The 20,652-nt window shown below is 63.5% G+C and carries 17 protein-coding genes; 12 read left to right on the top strand and 5 right to left on the bottom strand.

Going from position 1 to position 20,652, the window contains the following annotated elements; genetic code table 11:
* Positions 1-97: 97 nt before the first annotated feature.
* Positions 98-1,006 (top strand): amino acid ABC transporter substrate-binding protein, encoded by a 909-nt coding sequence (locus ACM43_RS37920; RefSeq protein WP_271547183.1) that lies wholly within the window; start codon positions 98-100, stop codon positions 1,004-1,006.
* 27 nt (positions 1,007-1,033) lie between these two features.
* Here the strand turns inward: ACM43_RS37920 and ACM43_RS37915 are convergent, their stop codons facing one another.
* The gene (locus ACM43_RS37915; RefSeq protein ID WP_271547182.1) at positions 1,034-2,659 is read right to left on the bottom strand and encodes a long-chain fatty acid--CoA ligase; all 1,626 of its coding nucleotides are present in this window, start codon (positions 2,657-2,659) and stop codon (positions 1,034-1,036) included.
* 177 nt (positions 2,660-2,836) lie between these two features.
* Here ACM43_RS37915 and ACM43_RS37910 point away from each other — a divergent pair, with 177 nt between their 5' ends.
* From ACM43_RS37910 to ACM43_RS37885, 6 genes are all read left to right on the top strand, one after another.
* Positions 2,837-4,690, top strand: a complete 1,854-nt coding sequence (locus ACM43_RS37910) for a flavin-containing monooxygenase (protein ID WP_271547181.1) — start codon at positions 2,837-2,839, stop codon at positions 4,688-4,690.
* A gap of 40 nt (positions 4,691-4,730) precedes the next feature.
* Positions 4,731-5,549, top strand: a complete 819-nt coding sequence (locus ACM43_RS37905) for a lytic murein transglycosylase (RefSeq protein ID WP_036001257.1) — start codon at positions 4,731-4,733, stop codon at positions 5,547-5,549.
* Positions 5,550-5,662: 113 nt separating this feature from the next.
* On the top strand, positions 5,663-5,884 hold the full coding sequence (locus tag ACM43_RS37900; RefSeq protein ID WP_007592399.1) for a hypothetical protein: 222 nt from the start codon (positions 5,663-5,665) through the stop codon (positions 5,882-5,884).
* Positions 5,885-5,896: 12 nt separating this feature from the next.
* The gene (locus tag ACM43_RS37895) at positions 5,897-6,319 is read left to right on the top strand and encodes a hypothetical protein (RefSeq protein WP_271547180.1); all 423 of its coding nucleotides are present in this window, start codon (positions 5,897-5,899) and stop codon (positions 6,317-6,319) included.
* Between the two features lie 473 nt (positions 6,320-6,792).
* Positions 6,793-7,239 carry a MaoC family dehydratase gene (locus tag ACM43_RS37890; RefSeq protein WP_271547179.1) on the top strand — a complete coding sequence of 149 codons (447 nt, stop codon included), beginning with the start codon at positions 6,793-6,795 and terminating at the stop codon, positions 7,237-7,239.
* Positions 7,240-7,325: 86 nt separating this feature from the next.
* Positions 7,326-7,838, top strand: coding sequence for a hypothetical protein (locus ACM43_RS37885; protein ID WP_271547178.1), 513 nt, complete (start codon positions 7,326-7,328; stop codon positions 7,836-7,838).
* A gap of 36 nt (positions 7,839-7,874) precedes the next feature.
* On the opposite strand, the gene ACM43_RS37880 is transcribed toward ACM43_RS37885, so the two are convergent.
* Positions 7,875-11,063 (bottom strand): efflux RND transporter permease subunit, encoded by a 3,189-nt coding sequence (locus ACM43_RS37880; protein WP_271547177.1) that lies wholly within the window; start codon positions 11,061-11,063, stop codon positions 7,875-7,877.
* Between the two features lie 161 nt (positions 11,064-11,224).
* A complete protein-coding gene (locus ACM43_RS37875) occupies positions 11,225-12,469 on the bottom strand; it encodes an efflux RND transporter periplasmic adaptor subunit (protein ID WP_271547176.1) in 1,245 nt (414 codons plus the stop codon).
* A 199-nt stretch (positions 12,470-12,668) separates the two neighbouring features.
* Here ACM43_RS37875 and ACM43_RS37870 point away from each other — a divergent pair, with 199 nt between their 5' ends.
* Positions 12,669-13,271 carry a TetR/AcrR family transcriptional regulator gene (locus tag ACM43_RS37870; protein WP_271547175.1) on the top strand — a complete coding sequence of 201 codons (603 nt, stop codon included), beginning with the start codon at positions 12,669-12,671 and terminating at the stop codon, positions 13,269-13,271.
* Positions 13,272-13,337: 66 nt separating this feature from the next.
* Here the strand turns inward: ACM43_RS37870 and ACM43_RS37865 are convergent, their stop codons facing one another.
* Positions 13,338-13,922, bottom strand: a complete 585-nt coding sequence (locus tag ACM43_RS37865; protein WP_271547174.1) for a DUF1349 domain-containing protein — start codon at positions 13,920-13,922, stop codon at positions 13,338-13,340.
* A 508-nt stretch (positions 13,923-14,430) separates the two neighbouring features.
* Between ACM43_RS37865 and ACM43_RS37860 the strand changes: the two genes are divergently transcribed.
* Genes ACM43_RS37860 through rnz form a run of 4 tightly spaced genes read left to right on the top strand, consistent with a single transcriptional unit; the run spans position 14,431 to position 19,010 of the window.
* Complete coding sequence (locus ACM43_RS37860) at positions 14,431-15,648, top strand: multidrug effflux MFS transporter (protein ID WP_271547173.1); 1,218 nt, start codon at positions 14,431-14,433, stop codon at positions 15,646-15,648.
* Positions 15,649-15,663: 15 nt separating this feature from the next.
* On the top strand, positions 15,664-17,061 hold the full coding sequence (gene guaD / locus ACM43_RS37855; RefSeq protein WP_036022398.1) for a guanine deaminase: 1,398 nt from the start codon (positions 15,664-15,666) through the stop codon (positions 17,059-17,061).
* 10 nt (positions 17,062-17,071) lie between these two features.
* Complete coding sequence (locus tag ACM43_RS37850; protein WP_271547172.1) at positions 17,072-18,055, top strand: antibiotic biosynthesis monooxygenase; 984 nt, start codon at positions 17,072-17,074, stop codon at positions 18,053-18,055.
* A gap of 52 nt (positions 18,056-18,107) precedes the next feature.
* Entirely contained in the window at positions 18,108-19,010 is a 903-nt protein-coding gene (rnz, locus tag ACM43_RS37845) for a ribonuclease Z (RefSeq protein WP_271547171.1), read from the top strand.
* A gap of 126 nt (positions 19,011-19,136) precedes the next feature.
* On the opposite strand, the gene ACM43_RS37840 is transcribed toward rnz, so the two are convergent.
* Positions 19,137-20,552 (bottom strand): DUF6056 family protein, encoded by a 1,416-nt coding sequence (locus tag ACM43_RS37840; protein ID WP_271547170.1) that lies wholly within the window; start codon positions 20,550-20,552, stop codon positions 19,137-19,139.
* Positions 20,553-20,652: the final 100 nt, after the last annotated feature.

Raw genomic sequence — 20,652 nt, 5'->3', positions numbered from 1 at the left:
AGCGATGGCTGGTAGACGCAGCCTCGTCTGGCGCATGACCGACCTCTAGGCTATCAGCTCCTCGATCGCTCGACACCAATCCCTTGAGGAGCCTCTGATGCGCCTACCGACCATTCTCCTGGCCCTGACATGTCTTGCCGGCGCAGCTTCGGCCGAAGATCTCACGGGCACGCTCCAGAAGGTCAAGGAGACCAAGAAGATCACGCTGGGCTATCAGGAGGCCTCCGTCCCATTCAGCTATCTCGACGGCAACCAGAAGCCGGTCGGCTTTGCCATGGACATCTGCCTCCGTATCGTCGAAGCCGTGAAGAAGCAACTCGGCATATCAGACATTTCGGTCGAGACTGTCGCGGTGACGTCCTCGAACCGGATTCCCTTGATGGTCAACGGCACGCTCGACCTGCATTGCTCGGCGACCACCAACAATGCCGACCGCCAGAAGCAGGTCGCCTTCACCAACACGCACTTCCTCAGCGCGACGCGGTTCGCGGCCAGGAAGGCGGCGGGCATCAAGACCATCGACGATCTCAAGGGCAAGGCGGTCACGGCGGTCGCGGGATCTGTGAACCTCACGCAGCTCGCCAAGGTCAATACCGAGCGCAATCTCGGCATCAACATCATGCCGGCCAAGGACCAGGCCGAGGCGTTCCTGCTGCTGGAGACCGACCGCGCCCAGGCCTATGCGCTCGACGACGTCCAGCTCGCGGTCGCGATCGCGCGGTCGAAGGAGCCGCAAGCTTACATGATCAGCGAGGAGGCGTTCTCCAAGCCCGAGCCCTACGGCATCATGCTGCGGCGGGAGGATGCGCCGTTCAAGGCGCTCGCCGATCGCGCCACCGCGGAGCTTTATGCCAGCCCCGAGATCGAGGTGCTCTACAAGAAGTGGCTGCAATCGCCGACGCCGCCGAACGGCCTCAACTACAACGTCCCGATGTCATCCGCCTTGCGCAACGCCTTCAAGAAACCGAGCTCGAGCGCCGATCCTGACGTGTACGCGGTAAACTGAGGCGAGGCGGCCGGGCGCTGACGGGCGTTATGCGACCCTGTACTCCCTGAATCGTTCGCGCAGCGCCGATTTCAGCACCTTGCCGGTGCCGGTCATCGGGAATTCGTCGAGGAATTCGACGGCGTCCGGCAGCCACCAGCTCGCGATCTTCGGACGCATGTGCTCGAGCAGCGTCTTGCCGTCGACGGTCGCTCCCTTCTTGCGGACGACGAGGAGCAGGGGGCGCTCCTGCCATTTCTCGTGGCTGATCGCGACGACGGCCGCTTGCAGCACGTCGGGGTGGGACAGGGCGATGTCCTCGAGCTGGATCGAGGAGATCCACTCGCCCCCGGACTTGATCACGTCCTTGGAACGATCGGTCAACGTGACGTGGCCTTGTGGGTCGATCACGGCCATGTCGCCGGTGATCAGCCAGCCGTCGCGGTCGAGGCCTTCGTCCAGCTTCATGTAGCCGGAGGCAACCCAGGGCCCGCGGGCGCGCAAATGGCCGACCGTCTTGCCGTCGCGCGGCAGCTCAATGCCGGCGTCGTCGACGATGCGCAAATGCGTGCCGAAGCAGGCACGGCCGGAGACCTGACGGCGGTCGAATTTCTCCTTCTCGCTGAGATGCTCCGAGCCCGGCCGCAGGCCCGGCATCGAGCAGCCCAGCGCCTCGGTCATGCCCCAGGCCTGGATGTAATCGACATTGTACTCGCGTTTGAGCTTCTCGACCATCGCGCGCGGCGGGGCCGAGCCCGACGACAACGTCGCGCGCAGGGTCGAGAATCTGTTGCCGGTCCGCCCAAGCCAATCGAGCAGGATCAGCCAGAAGCTCGGCACGCCCGCCGACAGTGTCACCTTCTCGCCTTCCAGCAATTCATAAAGCTTGTCCGGCTCGTAGTTGCGGCCGGGCAGCACGAGCTTCGATCCCGTATAGGGCGCTGTGAACGGCATATTCCAGCCATTGCCGTGGAAGAGCGGCGCCATCGGCATCATCACCTCGCGCACGCCTTCGACGTGTCCCGGCAGGAAGTCGAAATTGCAGCAGGTCATGGTCTGCAGGATCGCGGCGCGGTGCGAGTAGATCACGCCCTTGGGATTGCCCGTCGTGCCCGAGGTGTAGCAGATCGTCGAGGCGGCCTTCTCGTCGAACTCCGGCCAGGCGAAGCCGGCGTCGTTCTCGCGTTCCAGAAGCTCTTCGTAACAATGCACATTCGCAAGCTTCGTCTCCGGCATCCGCTCGCGCGAGGACATCACGACATAGGCCTCGACCGTCTTCAGCTGCGGCGCGATCGCTTCCACGATGGGCAGCGTGGCGCGGTCGATGAAGAGCAGGCGGTCCTCGGCATGATTGATGATGTAGACGAGCTGCTCGGGAAACAGCCTGGGATTGACCGTGTGCAGCACGTAGCCCATGCCCGGCGCGGCGTAGAACATCTCGAAATGCCGGTGTGTATTCCAGGCCAGCGTTCCGACGCGATCGCCTTGCTTCATGCCGAGCCGCTTCAGCGCCAGCGCCATGCGCTTGATGCGCGGATGCGCGTCTGAGTAGGTGTAGCGATGGATGTCGCCCTCGATCTCGCGTGCGACGATCTCGGCTTCGCCATGATAATCGGCCGCATACTGGATCAGGCCGCTGATCAGCAGCGGCATGTCCATCATCAATCCCTGCATGGTCTCCCTCCGGATAGCCATGTCGTTGCATGGCGTAGGCTCGTGATTTGCGCTCGAGGTTAGCGGAACGTCACGCAGCGTTCACGCAAAAAACAATCAGCGTGATTGCATGCCGCGCTTTTTCGGCGCTAACGTGCGGTGAGCTGCCGCCGAAGCAGCATGCGCGGGAGGAATCGAATGTCAGCGGAAAGACACAAGACCGATGCAAGCGGCGCTTCTACGGTCGATATTTCCGCCCTCCGTGCCCGTTATCGCGACGAGCGCGACCGCCGTCTGCGCGCCGAGGGCAAGGCGCAGTATGTCGAGGTTGCGGGCGAGTTCGGCCGTTATCTCGACGACCCCTGGGCCGATCCCGGATTTGCGCGCGCGGCCATCAGCGAAACGACCGAAGTGCTCATCGTCGGCGGTGGCTTCGGCGGCCTGCTGTGTGGCGCGCGATTGCGCGAGGCCGGCATCGCGGATTTTCGTATCGTGGAAAAGGCCGCCGACTTCGGCGGCACCTGGTACTGGAATCGTTATCCCGGCGCCGCCTGCGATACCGAGAGCTATATCTACCTGCCGCTGCTGGAAGAGACCGGTTACATGCCGATCCGCAAATATGCCCGGGCGCCGGAGATCTACGAGCACTCGCGCCGCATCGGCCGTCATTTCGGGTTGTACGAGCGCGCGCTGTTTCAGACCGTTATCTCGCGGATGACGTGGCAGGAGCATGAGGCGCGTTGGCTGGTCGAGACCAACAGGGGCGACCAGATCCGCGCGCGCTTCGTCATCCTCGCCGGCGGACCGCTGAGCCGTCCGAAGCTGCCGGGCATTCCCGGCATCGAGACGTTCAGAGGTCACAGCTTTCACACCAGCCGCTGGGATTACGGCTACACCGGCGGCAACGCGGATGGTGGCCTGACCGGTCTTGCCGGCAAGCGCGTCGGCATCATCGGCACCGGCGCCACTGCCGTGCAATGCGTGCCGCATCTCGGCCGCTCGGCCAAGGAGCTCTATGTGTTCCAGCGCACGCCGTCCGCAATCGGGGTTCGCGACGATCGTCCGACGGACCCGGCCTGGGCGCAGAGCCTCAAGCCGGGCTGGCAGCGCGAACGCATGGACAATTTTACCGCCGTGATTTCAGGCGAGCCGTTCGAGCAGGACCTGGTGCAGGACGGCTGGACCGGCCTGCTCGGCGAGATCCTGCTGGCACCGCGCCGGCAAAAGCAGCCGGTGACCTCGATTGAGGAAGCACTGAAGGTCATCGAGCAGGCCGACTACCGCAAGATGGAGGAGATCCGCGCGCGCGTCGACACCGTGGTCAAGGACGAGGCGACCGCGGCTGCGCTCAAGCCCTGGTACAAGGCGTTCTGCAAGCGGCCGTGCTTCCACGACGAATATCTGGACACCTTCAACCGTCCCAACGTGCATCTCGTCGATACCGGGGGAAAGGGCGTCGAACGCATCACCGAGAATGCCGTCGTTGCCGGCGGCAAAGCCTACGAGCTCGACTGCCTGATCTATGCCAGCGGCTTCGAGGTCGGCACCGATTACGCGCGCCGCATGGGCTTCGAGGTCTATGGCCGCGACGGCATGAGCCTGTCCGAGCGCTGGCAGGACGGCGTCAAGACGCTGCACGGCTTCTACAGCCGCGGCTTTCCGAACTGCTTCCTGATCGTCACCGTGCAGGCCGGCCAGAGCGCCAATTTTCCGCACATCATCGACGAGCAGTCGCAGCACATCGCCTATGTCATCAAGCAGGCGCGCGAGCGCAACGCACGCACCCTGGAGCCGACGCTTGCCGCCGAGAATGCCTGGGTCGAAGAGGTCGTCAAGGCCGCGCTCGGCCGGCAGACCTATCTCGCCGAATGCACGCCGGGCTACTACAACAACGAAGGCGTGTTCGATCCGATCGCGGCAAGAAACAGTCAATATTGGCGCGGGCCGGTGGCATTCCTGCGGTTGCTCGACAAATGGCGCAAAGAGGGCAACCTGGAAGGCCTCGAATTGTCCTATGATCAGGCCATGGAGTCGGCGCATTCCAGCGGGTAAGATTGCGCCGCCGAGCGGTACAGGACAGGAGAGGTCGGGCATGATCAGGGGCAGGGCTGTTGCGGGAGCGGTTCTTGGCGCAATGACGCTGCTCGGTTGCCTGGCATCCTCCGCCGAGGCCGCGCAATGCGGCAGCTCGCCGGCCGGCTTCGAGGCCTGGAAGCGCGAGTTCAGCGCGGAGGCGCAGGGCAAGGGCATCGGCCCCACCGCGCTGTCGGCGCTGATGCAGACGAACTATGCCAGCGCCACAATCGCGGCCGACCGCGGCCAGCGCAGCTTCTCGCTGACGCTGGACCAGTTCCTGGCCAAGCGCGGCGCCACCACCATCGTCGCCAAGGGCCGGCAGCTCAAGCAGTCGCAGGCCGCCTTGTTCGCCTCGATCGAGCAGCGCTATGGCGTCCCGCCTGGGCCGCTGATCGCGATCTGGGGCATGGAGACCGGCTTCGGCAGCCAGCGCGGCAACCAGAACATGCTGTCGTCGATTGCGACCCTCGCCTATGACTGCCGCCGTCCCGAATTCTTCACCGACCAGCTCTATGCCGCCCTGAAGCTGATCGACCGCGGTACGCTGTCGGGATCGACCCGCGGGTCCATGCATGGCGAGGTCGGCCAGACCCAGTTCATGCCCAAGAGCATTCTGGCCTACGGCACCGGCAATCTCGAAGTTGCGGCCAATGCGCTGAACTCGACCGCGAATTTCCTCAAAGCCCATGGTTGGCGTGCGGGAGCCGGATACCAGCCGGGCGAGCCCAATTTCGCTGCCATCGAGGCTTGGAATGCCGCTGGTGTCTATCAAAAGGCGATCGCGCTGATGGGCCGGCAGATCGACGAGGGCGGGAGTGCCGCGGCCTCACGCTGAGCTCTTGCTCAGCGACGTGTGATGCGACGGCGCGAGAAAGTTGTTGCCTTCTGGAACCGACGGCACGAGGTTTGCTTTGATCAAGTTCAGGGCTGGGCATGAGGAGACTCAACATGGCTACCCAGATCGTGATGGACCAAACTGGCGATACGCGCCACGAGTTTGATCCTGGCAACGCCGAGGCGCTGGCGCGAGCCGAACGGCGCTTTCGTGAGCTGACCGGAGCGGGCTTCACCGCCGCGCTTCGAACCGGACCCGGCGAAGTGACCCGGATCCGATCGTTCGATCCGACCGCGCAGGAAACGCTGTTCTATCCCCGCCTGGTCGGCGGTTGATCTGAGCTGCTCATGATCGCGGCAGTTTGGCTCCGCGCGCCGGCGCGTGCGCGCCTGCATGCGCTGCGTGAACTCTATCGCCGCTTCTTCGGCGAGAACACGCCGGATGCGCGCGGCCGCCGGCTTCTGGCCGAATGGCTGTCACCGGTGCAGCGCGCGCAATTCGAGCAATTTCGATATTTCGACGTCGTCGGTTGCGACACCGGCCGGACCTATCGCATCCACTACGGCACAGCCGCCAACGTCCACGAGGTCGATAGTGAGGGACGCGCCACGATGGGGTGGTGTTTCGTCCCGTCAGGCTTTCTGGTACCGGGCGATGTGATGTTGGCGCAGAAGATCGCGCTCGAAACGGACGAGAGGGGGGCGCTTGCGCTCGCCAACCGGTTTCCGCCGGCAACGCATTCCGAGCACTTCTACCGGAGGCCATTCTAAGAGCATGAAAAGTGCGGACGTCTTAGATCATGCTCAACGATTACCCAAAGCGCGATGACGATTCATACTAATCGCATCGCGCTTTAGCCTCGGGATGGAGGAACGCTCAGGAATGCGTGGTGCGATAGGCGTCGACCGCATGCGCCGCGAAGACGCCGACGCTGCACAGAGCGAGCAGGGCTGAGATCAGCTCGATCATAGCTCGTCCTCCCGCAGCGGCTGGGCAACGAGGTTCTGGCAGCACGAATATTCGTAGATCAGGTCGAGGATGAACTGCATATTGGCCGTCCCTGTATTTATTTTGACAACCACTTAATCGGCAATCTGTTTCAGGCGTGTTTCGTCGCATCGCGAAAGGGGTTTCGTCAGGAACCTTGCGCTGGTTTGTGCGCTGCGGGCCCGCTATATCCCTCATGGCTCAGGCGATTGAGCCGTCTCTTCGGGAGCGGCACGTCATTTTGCGAGGCAAAATCATGGCGCAGGTCGAGTGGTTCGACGATCTCACCATCGGAATGCAGTTCAAATCCCCCGATGTCGTGGTCACCGAGGCCGACATCAAGCGCTTTGCCGCCGAGTTCGATCCGCAGCCAATGCATCTCGACCACGAGGCGGCAAAGCAGACCCTGTTCAAGGGGCTTGCTGCCTCGGGATGGCACACCGCCGCGATCGCCATGAACCTTGCGATCCAGACCCGTCCGTTCGGCCCGCATCCGCTGATCGGCGCCGGTGTGGACGGCCTGCGCTGGACCATGCCGGTGCGGCCCAACGACCGCCTGCATCTGGTCGGCGAGGTCATGAGCCTGACGCCGTCGAAATCGAAGCCGCAAGGCATCGCGCTGGTGAAATGGACCATGTTCAACCAGAACGGCGAGGAGGTTTACACCTTCACTCCGATCGCGATCGTGCCGCGGCGGGGATAGGACGGCCGCCGGCCGTTCGCCTCGCCCTCTTGCGAGCCGCCGGGAGAGGTGGTCATCTCGGCGCGGGGAACGCGCTGGAGGCCGACATGAAACGATCTCTTCTTGCCGCCGAAATTCTCGCTTGCGTCTTGAGCGCAACCGCCTCGAGCTCGAGGCCCGCGCTTGCGCAACAATCCAAGGTCGGCGACTGGACCATCGAGAAGCGCGCGCAGGACACCCATTGCAATGCCAGCCGCGGCTACAAGGACAAGGATGACGAGAACCGCGACTACGTCATCGTGATCACCTATTCCGAGCAGGCGATCGTGATCGTGATGATCTACGACGGTTGGGAATGGGACAAGGCCGGCGAGATCCTCCGGGCCGATGTCGGCACCGACGACGCCGATATCATGAAGAAGGCCAAGTGGGAGGTCATGGACAAGACCACGGTGCGCGGCATCTTCGCATACGACCAGTCGATCATGGATCGCCTCGCGAAGGCCAAGCGCCTCACGCTCGATTTCGAGGACGAGGACGATGACAGCATCGAGATGCAGATCCCGCGGGCCGGCGAGGCGCTGGCGGCGCTGAAATTCTGCGAGGAGAACCGGAAATGATGGCCCCGCCGGGGGCGTGCCGCGGCGGGACGCTGTTCACTCGGCAGGCCCCTGGACCGGCGCCGCGCTGATGTCGCTGCCGTGATGGATCAGCGGCTTCATGCCGGTGACGGTTCTGAGCAGCACATAGAACACCGGCGTCAGGAACAGGCCGAACACGGTGACGCCGATCATGCCCGAGAACACGGCAACGCCCATCGCGCGCCGCATCTCCGAGCCCGCGCCGGTCGAGAGCACCAGCGGCAGCACGCCCATGATGAACGCCATCGACGTCATCAGGATCGGGCGTAGCCGCAAGCGGCTGGCTTCGATCGCAGCCCGGATCGGCGTGCGCCCGGCGAATTCGAGCTCGCGCGCGAATTCGACGATAAGGATCGCGTTCTTGGCGGAGAGGCCGACCAGCACGATGAGGCCGATCTGGGTGAAGACGTTGTTGTCGCCCTTGGAGATCCAGACGCCGAACATCGCGGCGAGCAAGCCCATCGGCACGATCATGATGATCGACAGCGGCAGGGTCAGACTCTCATAGAGCGCGGCCAGCACCAGGAACACCAGCAGGATCGCCAGCGGGAACACCCAGATGCCGGAATTGCCGGCTATGAACTCCTGATAGGTCAGGTCGGTCCATTCGAAGGCAAAGCCCGGCGGCAGCACCTCCGCCGCGATCCGCGTGGCTGCTTCCTGCGCCTGGCCCGATGAAAAGCCCGGCGCAGCCGCCGCGTTGATATCGGACGACAGGAAGCCGTTGTAGCGGATCGCGCGCTCCGGCCCCGCGCTCTGGCGGATGTTGAGCAGCGCCGACAATGGCACCATGTCGCCGGACGACGAGCGCACCTTCAACTGCCTGATGTCGTCGGCGCGGGCGCGGAACGGTGCGTCGGCCTGGACGCGGACCGAATAGGTGCGGCCGAACTTGTTGAAGTCGTTGACGTAGTAGGAGCCGAGGTAGATTTGCAGCGTGTTGAACACCTCGGTCACGGGCACGCCCAGCTGCAGCGCCTTGGTGCGGTCGATGTCGGCGAACAGCTGCGGCACGTTGACCTGGAAGCTGGAGAACACGCCGGCGATCTCCGGCGCCTTCTGCATCGCCGCAATGAAGGCGTTGGTGGCCTCATTCAGGGCGTCATAGCCGAGACCGGCGCGGTCCTCGATCTGCAGCTTGAAGCCGCCGATGGTGCCGAGGCCGTTGACCGGCGGCGGCGGGAACATGGCGATGAAGGCTTCCTGGATGCCGGCATATTTCTTGTTCAGCTCGGCCGCGATCGCAGGGCCGCTGAGCGAGGGATCCTTGCGCTCGTCGAACGGCTTCAGCGTCGAGAACACGATGCCGGCATTGGATGAGTTGGTGAAGCCGGAGATCGACAGGCCCGGGAAGGCTACCGAGCTCTCGACACCGGGCTGGGTCAGCGCGATGTCGCTCATCCTGCGGATCACCTCTTCGCTGCGGTCGAGCGTGGCGCCATCGGGCAGGCGGGCGAAGCCGACCAGATATTGCTTGTCCTGGCCCGGCACGAATCCGCTCGGCACCTGCTGGAACAGAAATGCCGTGAGTCCGACGAGGACCACATAAAGGCCCATCACCGCGGACTTACGCGAGATCACCTTGCCGACGCTGCCGCTGTAGTTCTCCGAAGACCGCGTGAACGCCTTGTTGAACCCGCGGAAGAACCAGCCGAGGCTCTTCTCCATGATCAGCGTCAGCCAGTCCTTCGGCTCGTTGTGGCCCTTGAGCAGCAGCGCCGACAACGCCGGAGACAGCGTCAGCGAATTGATGGCGGAGATCACCGTCGAAATCGCGATCGTCAGCGCGAACTGCTTGTAGAACTGCCCGGTGAGGCCGGAGATGAAGGCGAGTGGCACGAACACCGCGATCAGCACCAGCGCGATCGCGATGATCGGACCCGAGACCTCGCGCATCGCCTGATAGGTGGCATCGCGCGGCGACAGCCCGGACTCGATGTTGCGCTCGACGTTCTCGACCACGACGATGGCGTCGTCGACGACGATGCCGATGGCGAGCACCAGGCCGAACAGGGTGAGCGCGTTGATCGAGAAGCCGAACACGTGCATCACGGCGAAGGTGCCGACGATCGACACCGGCACGGCCAGCAGGGGGATGATCGAGGCCCGCCAGGTCTGGAGGAACAGGATCACGACCAGCACGACCAGCGCGATCGCCTCCAAGAGCGTGTGGATCACAGCCTCGATCGAGGAGCGGACGAACTGGGTGGGGTCATAGACGATCTGATAGGACACGCCTTCCGGCATGTTCTTCTTGATCTCCGCCATGGTGGCGCGGACGTTGTCGGAGATCTGCAGCGCGTTGGAGCCCGGCGCCTGGGAGATCGGGATTGCCACCGCATGCTTGTTGTCGAGCAGCGAGCGCAGGCCGTATTCGGACGCCCCTAACTCGATGCGCGCGACATCGCGCAAGCGCACCACTTCGCCGCGCGTGCCGGTCTTGACCACGATGTCGCCGAACTGCTCTTCATTTGCGAGCCGGCCCTCCGCGTTGACGGAGAGCTGAAGATCGATGCCCTTGATGTTCGGGGAGGAGCCGACCACGCCGGCGGCGGCCTCGACGTTCTGCGCCTGGATCGCGCGCACGATGTCGCTGGCGGTCAGACCGTGCTCGGCCGCCTTCTGCGGATCGACCCAGACCCGCATCGAATAGTCGCCGGCGCCATAGAGCTGGACGTCGCCGACGCCGTCGATCCGCGCCAGCCGGTCCTTGACGTTGAGCACGGCGTAGTTGCGCAAATACGTCATGTCGTAGCGGCCGTTCGGCGACAACAGATGCACCACCATGGTGAGGTCGGGCGAGGACTTCTTGGTGATGATGCCGAGCTGGCGCACCACGGCCGGCAGGCGCGGCTCGGCCTGCTGCACGCGGTTCTGCACCAGCTGCGTCGCCTTGTCGGGATCGGTGCCGAGCCGGAACGTCACCGTCAGCGTCATCGCGCCGTCGGTGGTCGCCTGGCTCGACATGTAGAGCATGTTCTCGACGCCGTTGATCTGCTCCTCGATCGGCGTTGCCACCGTCTCCGCGATCACCTTGGGGTTGGCGCCGGGATAGGTCGCGCGCACCACGACGGAGGGCGGCACGACGTCCGGATATTCCGAGATCGGCATCGCGAACAGCGAGATCAGCCCGGCAAGGAAGATCAGGACCGACAGCACGCCGGCGAAAATCGGACGATCGATGAAGAACTTTGACAGATTCATGGCCTTGCCCCTGGGCAATATCCTGATGTTCTCCGAGACCTCCACTCGTCATTCCCCGGCGCGCGAAGCGCGAACCCGGAATCCAGAGGTGATGTGATCGGAGTTTCGTACGCTCGAGATCCCGGGTTCGCGCGATGCGCGCCCCGGGATGACGGGGTGCATTAACGCTGCACCACGTCCTGGTTGCTGTGGTTCGACGCCTGCTGCGGCCCCCGTGCGCCCATCGCCGCCACCTCCGTCTTGAGAAGGGCGCCCGGACGCACGCGTTGCAGACCGTTGACGACGATGCGGTCGCCGGACTTCAGGCCCGAGGTGACGATGCGAAGCCCATCGACGGCGCCGCCGAGCGTGACCGGCCGGTAGACGGCGCGGCTATCGTCGCCGACTGCCATCACGAACTTCTTGTCCTGGTCGGTGCCGATCGCGCGCTCGTCGATCATCACAAGCGCCTGTTGCTTCGGCTGGCCCATGCGCACGCGCGCGAACTGGCCGGGGATGAGACGCCCGTCGTCGTTGCGGAACACTGCGCGGACACGGATGGTGCCGCTCTGGCCGTTGACCTGGTTGTCGATCAGCTGGATGTTGCCCTTCGCGGACAAGCCGCCCGAGGTCGTCATCTCGACCGGGATCTGGTCGAGCTTGCCGCGTTGGCCGGAAGCATCGGCGATCGAGTTCAGCGCGCGCAGCACCACCTCTTCGTCCGCATCGAACGAGGCGTAGATCGGATTGACCGAGACCAGCGAGGTCAGCACCGGCGAGGCGGTGCCGGCGGCGACGAGATTGCCGACGGTGACCTCGATCTTGCCGACGCGGCCATCCACGGGGGCGCGCACTTCGGTGTAGTCGAGATTGAGCTTTGCGGTCTGGAGCGTTGCCTCGGCCGCCTTGACGTTGGCGATCGCTTCGCGATTGGCGTTGTCGCGCTGGTCGTAGTCGCGGCGGGTGACGACGGCGTTGCCGACGAGCTGCGCGCCGCGCTCGAGCTCGCTCTGGGTGAAGACGACGCGGGCTTTTGCGGCCTCGAGCTGGGCGGCAGCCTTGTCGACCTCGGCCGCATAGGGGGCGGGATCAATCTTGAACAGCACGTCGCCGGCTTTCACCAGCGCGCCCTCGGTGAAGTTCGCCGACATGATCGCACCCGCAACGCGGGGGCGGAGCTCGACACGGTTGATCGCCTCGAGCCTGCCGGAGAAATCGTCCCACAGCACGGTCTGCCGCGGCTCGATCATCGCGACGGTGACGGAAACGGCTTGTTCAGCTGCGGCCGCTGGTGCGGTCGCTTGTGCCGCATGAAAATAGCGGCCGGTCACGATCGAGCCGGCCGCGGCGAGGGCGCCCACGATGGCGACGCCGCCCAGAAGGCGGCGGAAACGGCCGGTGCGGGAGGTATTTTGGGAGGGATGCATTTGCGCGCTCCAGATATGTAGTGTTCACTACAGATGTGGAGCTGGATACCGCAGTGCAAGATACTTATGTACCAATCACTAAGAAAATTGTACGCCGATACCGCGACGATTGGAAGACACAAGAAAAAGAAAGCTAGAACAAATAGATAGGATCCAGCGTTAGGCTGAGACAGCACGCCGAATCCGAGGAGACAGGCACATGGGCATGGGACGCCCCCGCGAATTCGACGCCGAAACGGCGTTGGACCAGGCGATGGAAGTGTTTTGGCGTCATGGCTATGAGGGCGCGACAATTGCCCAGCTCACGGAGGCCATGGGCATTAATCCGCCCAGTCTCTACGCCTGCTTCGGCAATAAGGAAGGCCTGCTGAAGGCGGCGCTCGACCGCTACACCAAGCTGCGCAACACCTGGATGGACGAGGTGGTCGCAGCGCCCACCGCTCGCGAGGTGGCGGAGCGGATGCTGATGGGCATCGCCGACAAGCAGACCGATCCCGCCAATCCGCCCGGCTGCCTGCTCGTGCAGGGTGGCATCGCCTGCGGCACCGGCTCAGAAAACGTCCCCTTCGAACTCGCCGCCCGCCGCGCCCAGAACGAGGACCAGCTCCGCGACCGTTTCGTCCGGGCCAAGGCGGAGGGCGACCTCAAGGAGAGCGCCGATCCGGCCGCGCTGGCGCGCTATGTCTCGGCGGTGTCGGTCGGCATGGGCGTGATGGCGTCGTCAGGCGCCGATCGCGAAGCGCTGCGGCAGGTCGCTGAAGTCGCTGTGCAGGCGGTGGAGGCGCAGTCGGCGAGGGGGTAGAGAGTGGCAGCGCGCCGCGCTGAACGATGATCTGCCCGCTCGGGAGCGCGAGAGATCGCAAGCCGCTTAGCTCAAGTCGTGCAGGTCCTTCCCAAGCGGCGGTGTCAGACGAAAGTTCGAGAACACGACTTGCAGCCCCGCCCGCTCGGGTGTGCAGGCCATCGGCCCCACAAGATAGGAGCTTGCTGCCGGAAACGGCGCTAGCCGCATGAGAGGCCAGGTCTTGCCGTCGGCAGAGACTTGTAGACGAAGGACGCCGTCGGCGACGGTTGCGCGGACCCAGAAGTCTCCGGCATCATGCTCATAGGGTGCCGTTGCCCAGTCCGATCGCTCGTCGGTTAACACGCTTGCAAGCATGGCGCGGCCGTCCGACAGTTCGATGCCGGCCTTGACCCAATGTCGCGCATCGATGCGCACCATGATGCCCGCCTGATCGTAGAGCGCCTGGAAGTCGCCCTGTACACGCAAGCTGGCGGTGAATGCCTCGCCGGTTGGAAAGCCCAGGAAATGCCCGCTGTCACGATTAAAGCCGTAGTGAGTTTCGCGCCAGAAATCGGTGCCTTTGTCAGTCACGACCTGGAGGCGATCGTCCTCTGCCGTCCATCGTTTCGGTTCGTTCAACCACACGCCGTCACTTCTGAGGAGAGTCATTTCCAACCTCGATTGCCGATGCCTGCCGGGTCTCGATCCATCTGCCGGACAAGCATGGCCTCGTGCAAACTGCGATCGCGCGCGTGCATAGAGTTCGGCCTCGGGCCATCGACAGTGGTGCCGATGTCGAGGCCGGCTCACGTTTCATAGCAGCCATGGCTTCCGACCGGTTAACGGCGTCGGCGCGAGTTGCGGATTCACGATCGGCGATCATGCAACTTTGCGCCTGTTCTGCCCGACGTGTCAAACGGCCCTCGCCGGCAGGACCCGCACCATGCGGCACGAAATTCTTCAATGATTCGTACTGTGCATGGGGTTGTTTTCGCATTTTTGTTTGAGCGTGCCCGGAGCCTGATCATCCAGCGCCGCGAACCGTGTCGATACGGAACCCCTAAGAGTTTTTACATACAGTTCTGGCACGTTCCGCGCGTCAATATGCGCAGCCTGCAGCGTGTCTCATTGCGCGCACGAAAAGATGGGGCCTGCGGGCATCGAGGGGGCGTAAGCCATGACTGCACTTGCTTCGGACGCCGGTCGCGCCAGGAGTGGGATCGTGCCGATCCTGTTGTGCGTCGTGCCGTTCAGCCAGATTCCGCTCGATGCCTATACGCCGGGCCTGCCGCAGATGGTGGTGGATCTCACAGCTGACGCGGCCTCGATGCAGAACACCGTCACCGCCTACATGCTCGGCATGTCTCTGGCGCTGGTGCCGGTCGGTATCGCCTCGGACACCCTCGGCCGCCGAAACGTGCTGCTCGCAGGCCTGTCGGTGCTGATCGCGATGAGCATCGCCTGTGCGCTCGCCACCAGCGCGACGCTGCTGCTTGGCTTGCGCTTCCTGCAAGGCATCGGCGGCTGCACTTGTCTCGTCGTCGCCTATGCAGTCGCAGCTGATTGTTTCCGCGGCCGCGAGCTCACCGCGATCTCCGGCCTGTTAGGTGCCGCCTGGGGCCTTGCGCCGGTGCTGGCGCCGGCGGCCGGCGGCTTCATCGTCGAGCTGACCTCGTGGCGCGGCGTTTTCGTCGTCATTGCCATCGCTGCGGCGATCGTCACCACGATCGTCGCATTTCTTCTGCCCGAAACATTGCCGGCAGAGCGGCGTGCGCCATTCGATCCGCGCCGCACTGCCGGTATCTTGCGCGATGCGCTGGTCCGCCCGGGCTTCCTCGCCTTCGTGCTGGTGTTTGCCGCGGCGGCCAGCGCGCAGCTGGCGTTCGGCGTCGTCGCGCCGTTCTTCTACCAGACCGGCCTCGGCTATTCGGCGGCCATCTACGGCCTCGTCGCACTCGGGCTTGGCGGGGTCAATCTCGCCGGCGAGCTCGGCTGCGCGCATTTCGCGCGCGTCATGCCGGCGCGCTTGCTGGGCTTCGGCGCCTTCGCGCTGTTCCTCGCCGGCTCTGCGGTCCTGAGCGTAACGGGCATGACCCTAGGTCTGGATTTTACGTCGATCACCATCGGCGGCGCGCTGGTGCTCGGCGGCTGCGGCGTGCTGTGCCCGATGATGTACGGGATGGCGCTCGGCCTGTTCGAGCGCGACCACGGCCTGATCGGCGGCCTCATCAGCGCGCTCTGCTATCTCGCCGTGAGCGGTGCCATGGCGATCACGGCGGTGTTGCCCGAAGCGACGCAGGCGCCGATCGGATGGCTCTATCTCGGCCTCTGCGCCATTGCGGGGACGCTGCTCGCGATCTCGCTGCCGTCGGCGCGGCAAGCGACACACAGTTAAATAAGGAACCAAATCATGACCACGGTCGGAATTCGCGGCACGTTCTTCGATTTCGTCGACGATCCCTGGAAGCACGTCGGCAACGAGCCGGCCGCCGCGCGCTTTCACCAGGACGGCCTCATGGTCGTCACTGACGGCGTGATCAAGGCGTTCGGTCCTTATGACAAGATTGCCGCCGCCCATCCGGGCGTCGAGGTCACCCACATCAAGGACCGCATCATCGTTCCCGGCTTCATCGACGGCCACATCCATCTGCCGCAGACGCGCGTGTTAGGGGCCTATGGTGAGCAGCTCCTGCCGTGGCTCCAGAAATGGGTCTACCCGGAAGAGCTCAAATACCGGGATCGCGATTACGCGCGCGAGGGCGTGAAGCGCTTCCTCGATGCGCTGCTCGCCTCAGGCACCACCACCTGCCAGGCCTTCACGAGCTCCTCGCCTGTTTCGACCGAGGAGTTGTTCGAGGAAGCGAGCAGGCGCAACATGCGCGTCATCGCGGGCCTCACCGGGATCGATCGCAACGCGCCGGCCGATTTCATCGATACACCGGAGAATTTCTATCGCGACAGCAAGCGGCTGATCGCGCAGTACCACAACAAGGGCCGCAATCTCTACGCCATCACGCCGCGCTTCGCCTTTGGTGCCTCGCCGGAATTGCTGAGAGCATGTCAGCGCCTCAAGCACGAGCATCCGGACTGCTGGGTCAACACCCACATCTCCGAGAATCCGGCCGAATGCAGCGGCGTGCTGGTCGAGCATCCGGACTGCCAGGATTATCTCGGTGTCTACGAGAAGTTCGACCTGGTCGGTCCGAAATTCTCCGGCGGCCACGGCGTCTACCTCTCCAACAACGAATTCCGCCGCATGTCGAAAAAGGGCGCGGCGGTGGTGTTCTGCCCGTGCTCGAATCTGTTCCTCGGCAGTGGCCTGTTCCGCCTCGGCCGCGCCACCGATCCCGAGCATCGCGTCAAGATGTCGTTCGGCACCGATGTCGGCGGCGGCAACCGCTTCTCGATGATTTCCGTGCTCGACGACGCCTACAAGGTCGGCATGTGCAACAACACGCTGCTCGACGGCAGCATTGATCCGGCGCGCAAGGACCTCGCGGAAGCCGAGCGCAACAAGCTCTCGCCCTATCGCGGCTTCTGGTCGATCACGCTCGGCGGTGCCGAAGGCCTCTACATCGACGACAAGCTCGGCAATTTCGAGCCCGGCAAGGAGGCCGATTTTGTCGCGCTCGATCCGAACGGCGGGCAGGTCGCGCAAGCGTGGCATCAATCGCTGATCGCCGACGGCGCCGGCCCGCGCACGATGGACGAGGCCGCGAGCATGCTGTTCGCCATCATGATGGTCGGCGACGATCGCTGCGTCGACGAGACCTGGGTGATGGGCAAGCGTCTCTACAAGAAGGGCTGAAGTCGCCGCGATGAGCGCATCTCCTGACACAGCCGGACAGCCGGTCGCTCTCGTCATCCAGCGCCGCATCGCCGACGACGGCTTTGCTGCGTTCGCGCGGTGGAACGGTGAGGTCGGCGAAGTGCTCAAGACCTGGCCAGGCTTTCTCAACCTTGAGGTGGTGCCGCCGCAACCGCCGGCGCATGTGGACTGGGTGACGATCCTGCGTTTCGCGAGCCCCGCTGCGGCACGTGCCTGGCTGCAGAGCGAGGTGCGGGCGAAGCTGATCGCGGACGTGCAGCGCTTCTTCGTCGGTTCGGAGGACGTCCATATCCTGCCCGACACCGGCGTCCCGCGCGACAGCGCGGTCTCGGCCGTCATCTCATTCAAAGTCCCTGATGGGCTCGAGGACGCGTTCCTGAAATGGCAGCAGCGCATCCAGGCGGCGGAGGCCGAGTTCAAGGGATTTCTGCGGCACAAGATCGAGCGGCCGATTCCGGGCCTGCACGACGAATGGATCATCATCCTATCTTTCGACAGCGATGCCAATCTCAATGCCTGGCTCGACTCGCCGTTGCGGCAGACGCTGCTGAAGGAGGGTGCGCGCTTCAACGCCGGCATGAACGTGAAGCGGGCGAGCTATGGCTTCAATTTCTGGTTCCCGGCCGGCAAGACGTCGGCCCCCGAGCAAGGGCCCGGTTTCATCTGGAAGAGCAACCTGATCGTTCTCCTGGTGCTTTATCCCGTGGTCTACCTCTGGGGATATTTCATCAGCGCGCCCCTGATCGACAGAAACGGCGTGCCGGTCTGGCTGTCGCTGTTCCTCGGCAATCTCGTCAGCACCCAGCTGCTCGGCTGGTGGCTGGTGCCCGCCGCCTTCAAGGCGCTCGACTGGTGGGTGACGCCGAAGGCTGCGATCAGTCGCCAGATCGCGGGGTACGTACTGCTCGCCGTGCTCTATGCCGCGTCGATGGGCCTATACGCGCTGCTGCTCGCGTGGCATTGGGGGCGGTGAGACCGCCAACCGTATCGACGCGGAGAAGGACGGTCGCGGGATATCGACGATCATGTTCGCCCTGACGTTTCTCGGGACATCGGCGAGCGTTCCCTCAGCGGAGCGCAACCATCCGGCGCTCCTCGTGGAAGCCGCAGGCAAGCGCGTCCTGGTCGATTGCGGCGAGGGCACGCAGCGCCAGCTGCTGCGCAGTGGCGCCGGCTTCCGGCGGCTCGACCGCATCCTGCTCACCCACGCCCATCTCGACCACGTGCTCGGCATCCCCGGATTGTTCTCGACGCTCGGCTTGCGGCAGACGTCCGAGATAATGACCGTTCACGGCGGCGCGGGCACGCTCGACCTCGTCACCCGCATGCTCGCCGGCCTGTGGGGCGCGGGCAGGGCGCCGATTGCCGTCCAGTTCGAAGCGCTGACCGAGGGACGAGCTATCGATACCGGTGAATTCGCCGTTGACTGTTTTCCGGTCCGCCACCGCGACACCGACAGCTTCGGCTTCATCTTCCAAAGCCCCGCGCGTCGTCATCTTCGGCCTGATCGCCTCATCGCGCTCGGTGTCCCCGACGGTCCGTTGCGCGGCGAGTTGGCCGCGGGCCGACCGATCGTGCTTGCCGACCGAACCATCGATCCGGAAGACGTCCTGGGTCCTGCGAGCGGCGGCAGCAAGCTCGTCGTGATCGGCGACACCGAGACCACCGAGGGGCTGTCGCAATACGTCGCCGGCGCCGACATGCTGGTGATCGAGGCGACATTCCTCGATCGCGACGCGCCGACCGCGCGGAATTACGGCCATCTCACCGCGGCAGAAGCGGCCTCCTTTGCCGCCGCGAACAAGGTCGGACAGCTCGTGCTGACGCATATGTCGGGGCGCTACGAAGACGCAGAAATTCTCGCCGAGGCGGCAAAAATCTTCCCGAACACCCGGATCGCCGCAGACTTCGACCACATCGTCGTCTGATCAACGGCAGATGTGCGACGTGTCCCCCACAAGGGGCCGCGCGGACGACCTGTTGATCATCGAGCCGCTAGCAAGGCATCGATCGTCCGCTTTTTGTCGAGATCGCGGTCGGCCGGATTTCCTCTGTCATTGCAACACGACGGTCTTCAACTTGTAAGCCGCCGCGACACAGTCGTTCGGGAGACGATCTGGGCTCGTCGACAGATCCTGACCGACAAGTAACGTTGGGCGGACAGTGAAGCTAGGAACAGCAAGATCAGGCTCTGTCGCTGTTAGCATTAGCTTCTCGCGGTGCAGAGTCTCTGTCCGGAAAGCATTAAAGAGAGGCCATTCGGCCTGCATCAGCTTGAAACCAGTTCCGCTTAAGATCGGCACGGTGAGAAACATACATGCCACGGCGATGCTGATCGTATTGAGTTTGCCAAACGAAAGAAGAGACCCAATCCCGGCGAAGCCGCAGGCAAAACCAACGATTAGTAAAATCAGCACTTGATTGTTTGCTCTAGGAGCTAGATGGGTGCCCGTCGCGAAATACCCAACGAAGTGCGCGACGTATGAGCTGCCGAAGAGAAAAACTGCCAGACCAGCGAACAAAAACGCTTGCGCCGCGACATTACGCGGCTTGCGATGGAAAGAAGCCGCGCAAAGGTGGGCCGCCAGCGCCCACGGCATTGCGATGACGAGCGCTCTCGTCCAATCCAAGGGCGCCCGTTTGGCGGCCTCAAGTAGAGCTCCTAACACATTCCCGGCGGCTGGGAACTGCCCCATTCTCACGGAGTTTGCTGGCGCACCAAGAAGGATAGCGAATCCCGCCAACGTGGCTGCCAGCAATACGAGATGTGCTGCAGATTGGGGGCGCGGATGGCCTGATAGTCGCCTGAAGAGAAAAGAGCCGAGGACAATTCCGATCAACCAGATTGGCGTAAATTCGTTGCACAGTGCTGAAACAAACGAAAATGCAGCAAGCGTGCTGGTCTTCAGGGGGGAGAGTTCGTCGCCCTCCGCGGCGCTGACATAGAGCTCTGCCAAAACGATAGCGACCAGCGCCGCCGGGACCGCATAGCAAGCGACACCAGGCAGCCAGTACAGCAATTCGCGAGGATCCTCGCAGCTTGCAAAAACCGTCGCGACGAGGCTGAGAGACAGATAACCGAGCCGATCGGCTGGGACATGCCGATACAAACGTACCGCAACCCATACCATTGACCCTGCAAAAAGCAGGGCAAAAGCAATGAGTACTGAAGGGTAGACTTCGACGAGGTGCTGAACTGAACCGCGGGTTATTATTCCTGGTATTGTGATCAAGATCAACGGTACGACCCGACCGACGAGCGTTCGATAGAAGTCGCCGATTGATCCGACTAGGCCGTTGTCCCGGTAATTGTAGAAAAGGCAGTAATCATCAGATTCAGGATAAGCATAAGTGGCTGCAATCAAGAAGCTCGAAACAACGTATATTGGGACCGCCGCCGCGACAGCAAACAGGATTCCTGATTGAATGGCCTGGTTGCTGGGTCTGGATTTTACGATAGCGGAAGACATTCTCAAAGGGCTTCAAACGGATGATAAGGCTGGGCAAAGCATATTGCCTCGCAATTCCTCGTTGCAACCTGTTTTGGAGTGGCCTTCCATCCGTGGTTGC

Source organism: Bradyrhizobium sp. CCBAU 45321 (assembly GCF_028128975.1).
GTDB classification, from domain to species: Bacteria; Pseudomonadota; Alphaproteobacteria; order Rhizobiales; family Xanthobacteraceae; genus Bradyrhizobium; species Bradyrhizobium yuanmingense.
This window is presented reverse-complemented; position numbering and strand designations above follow the sequence as displayed.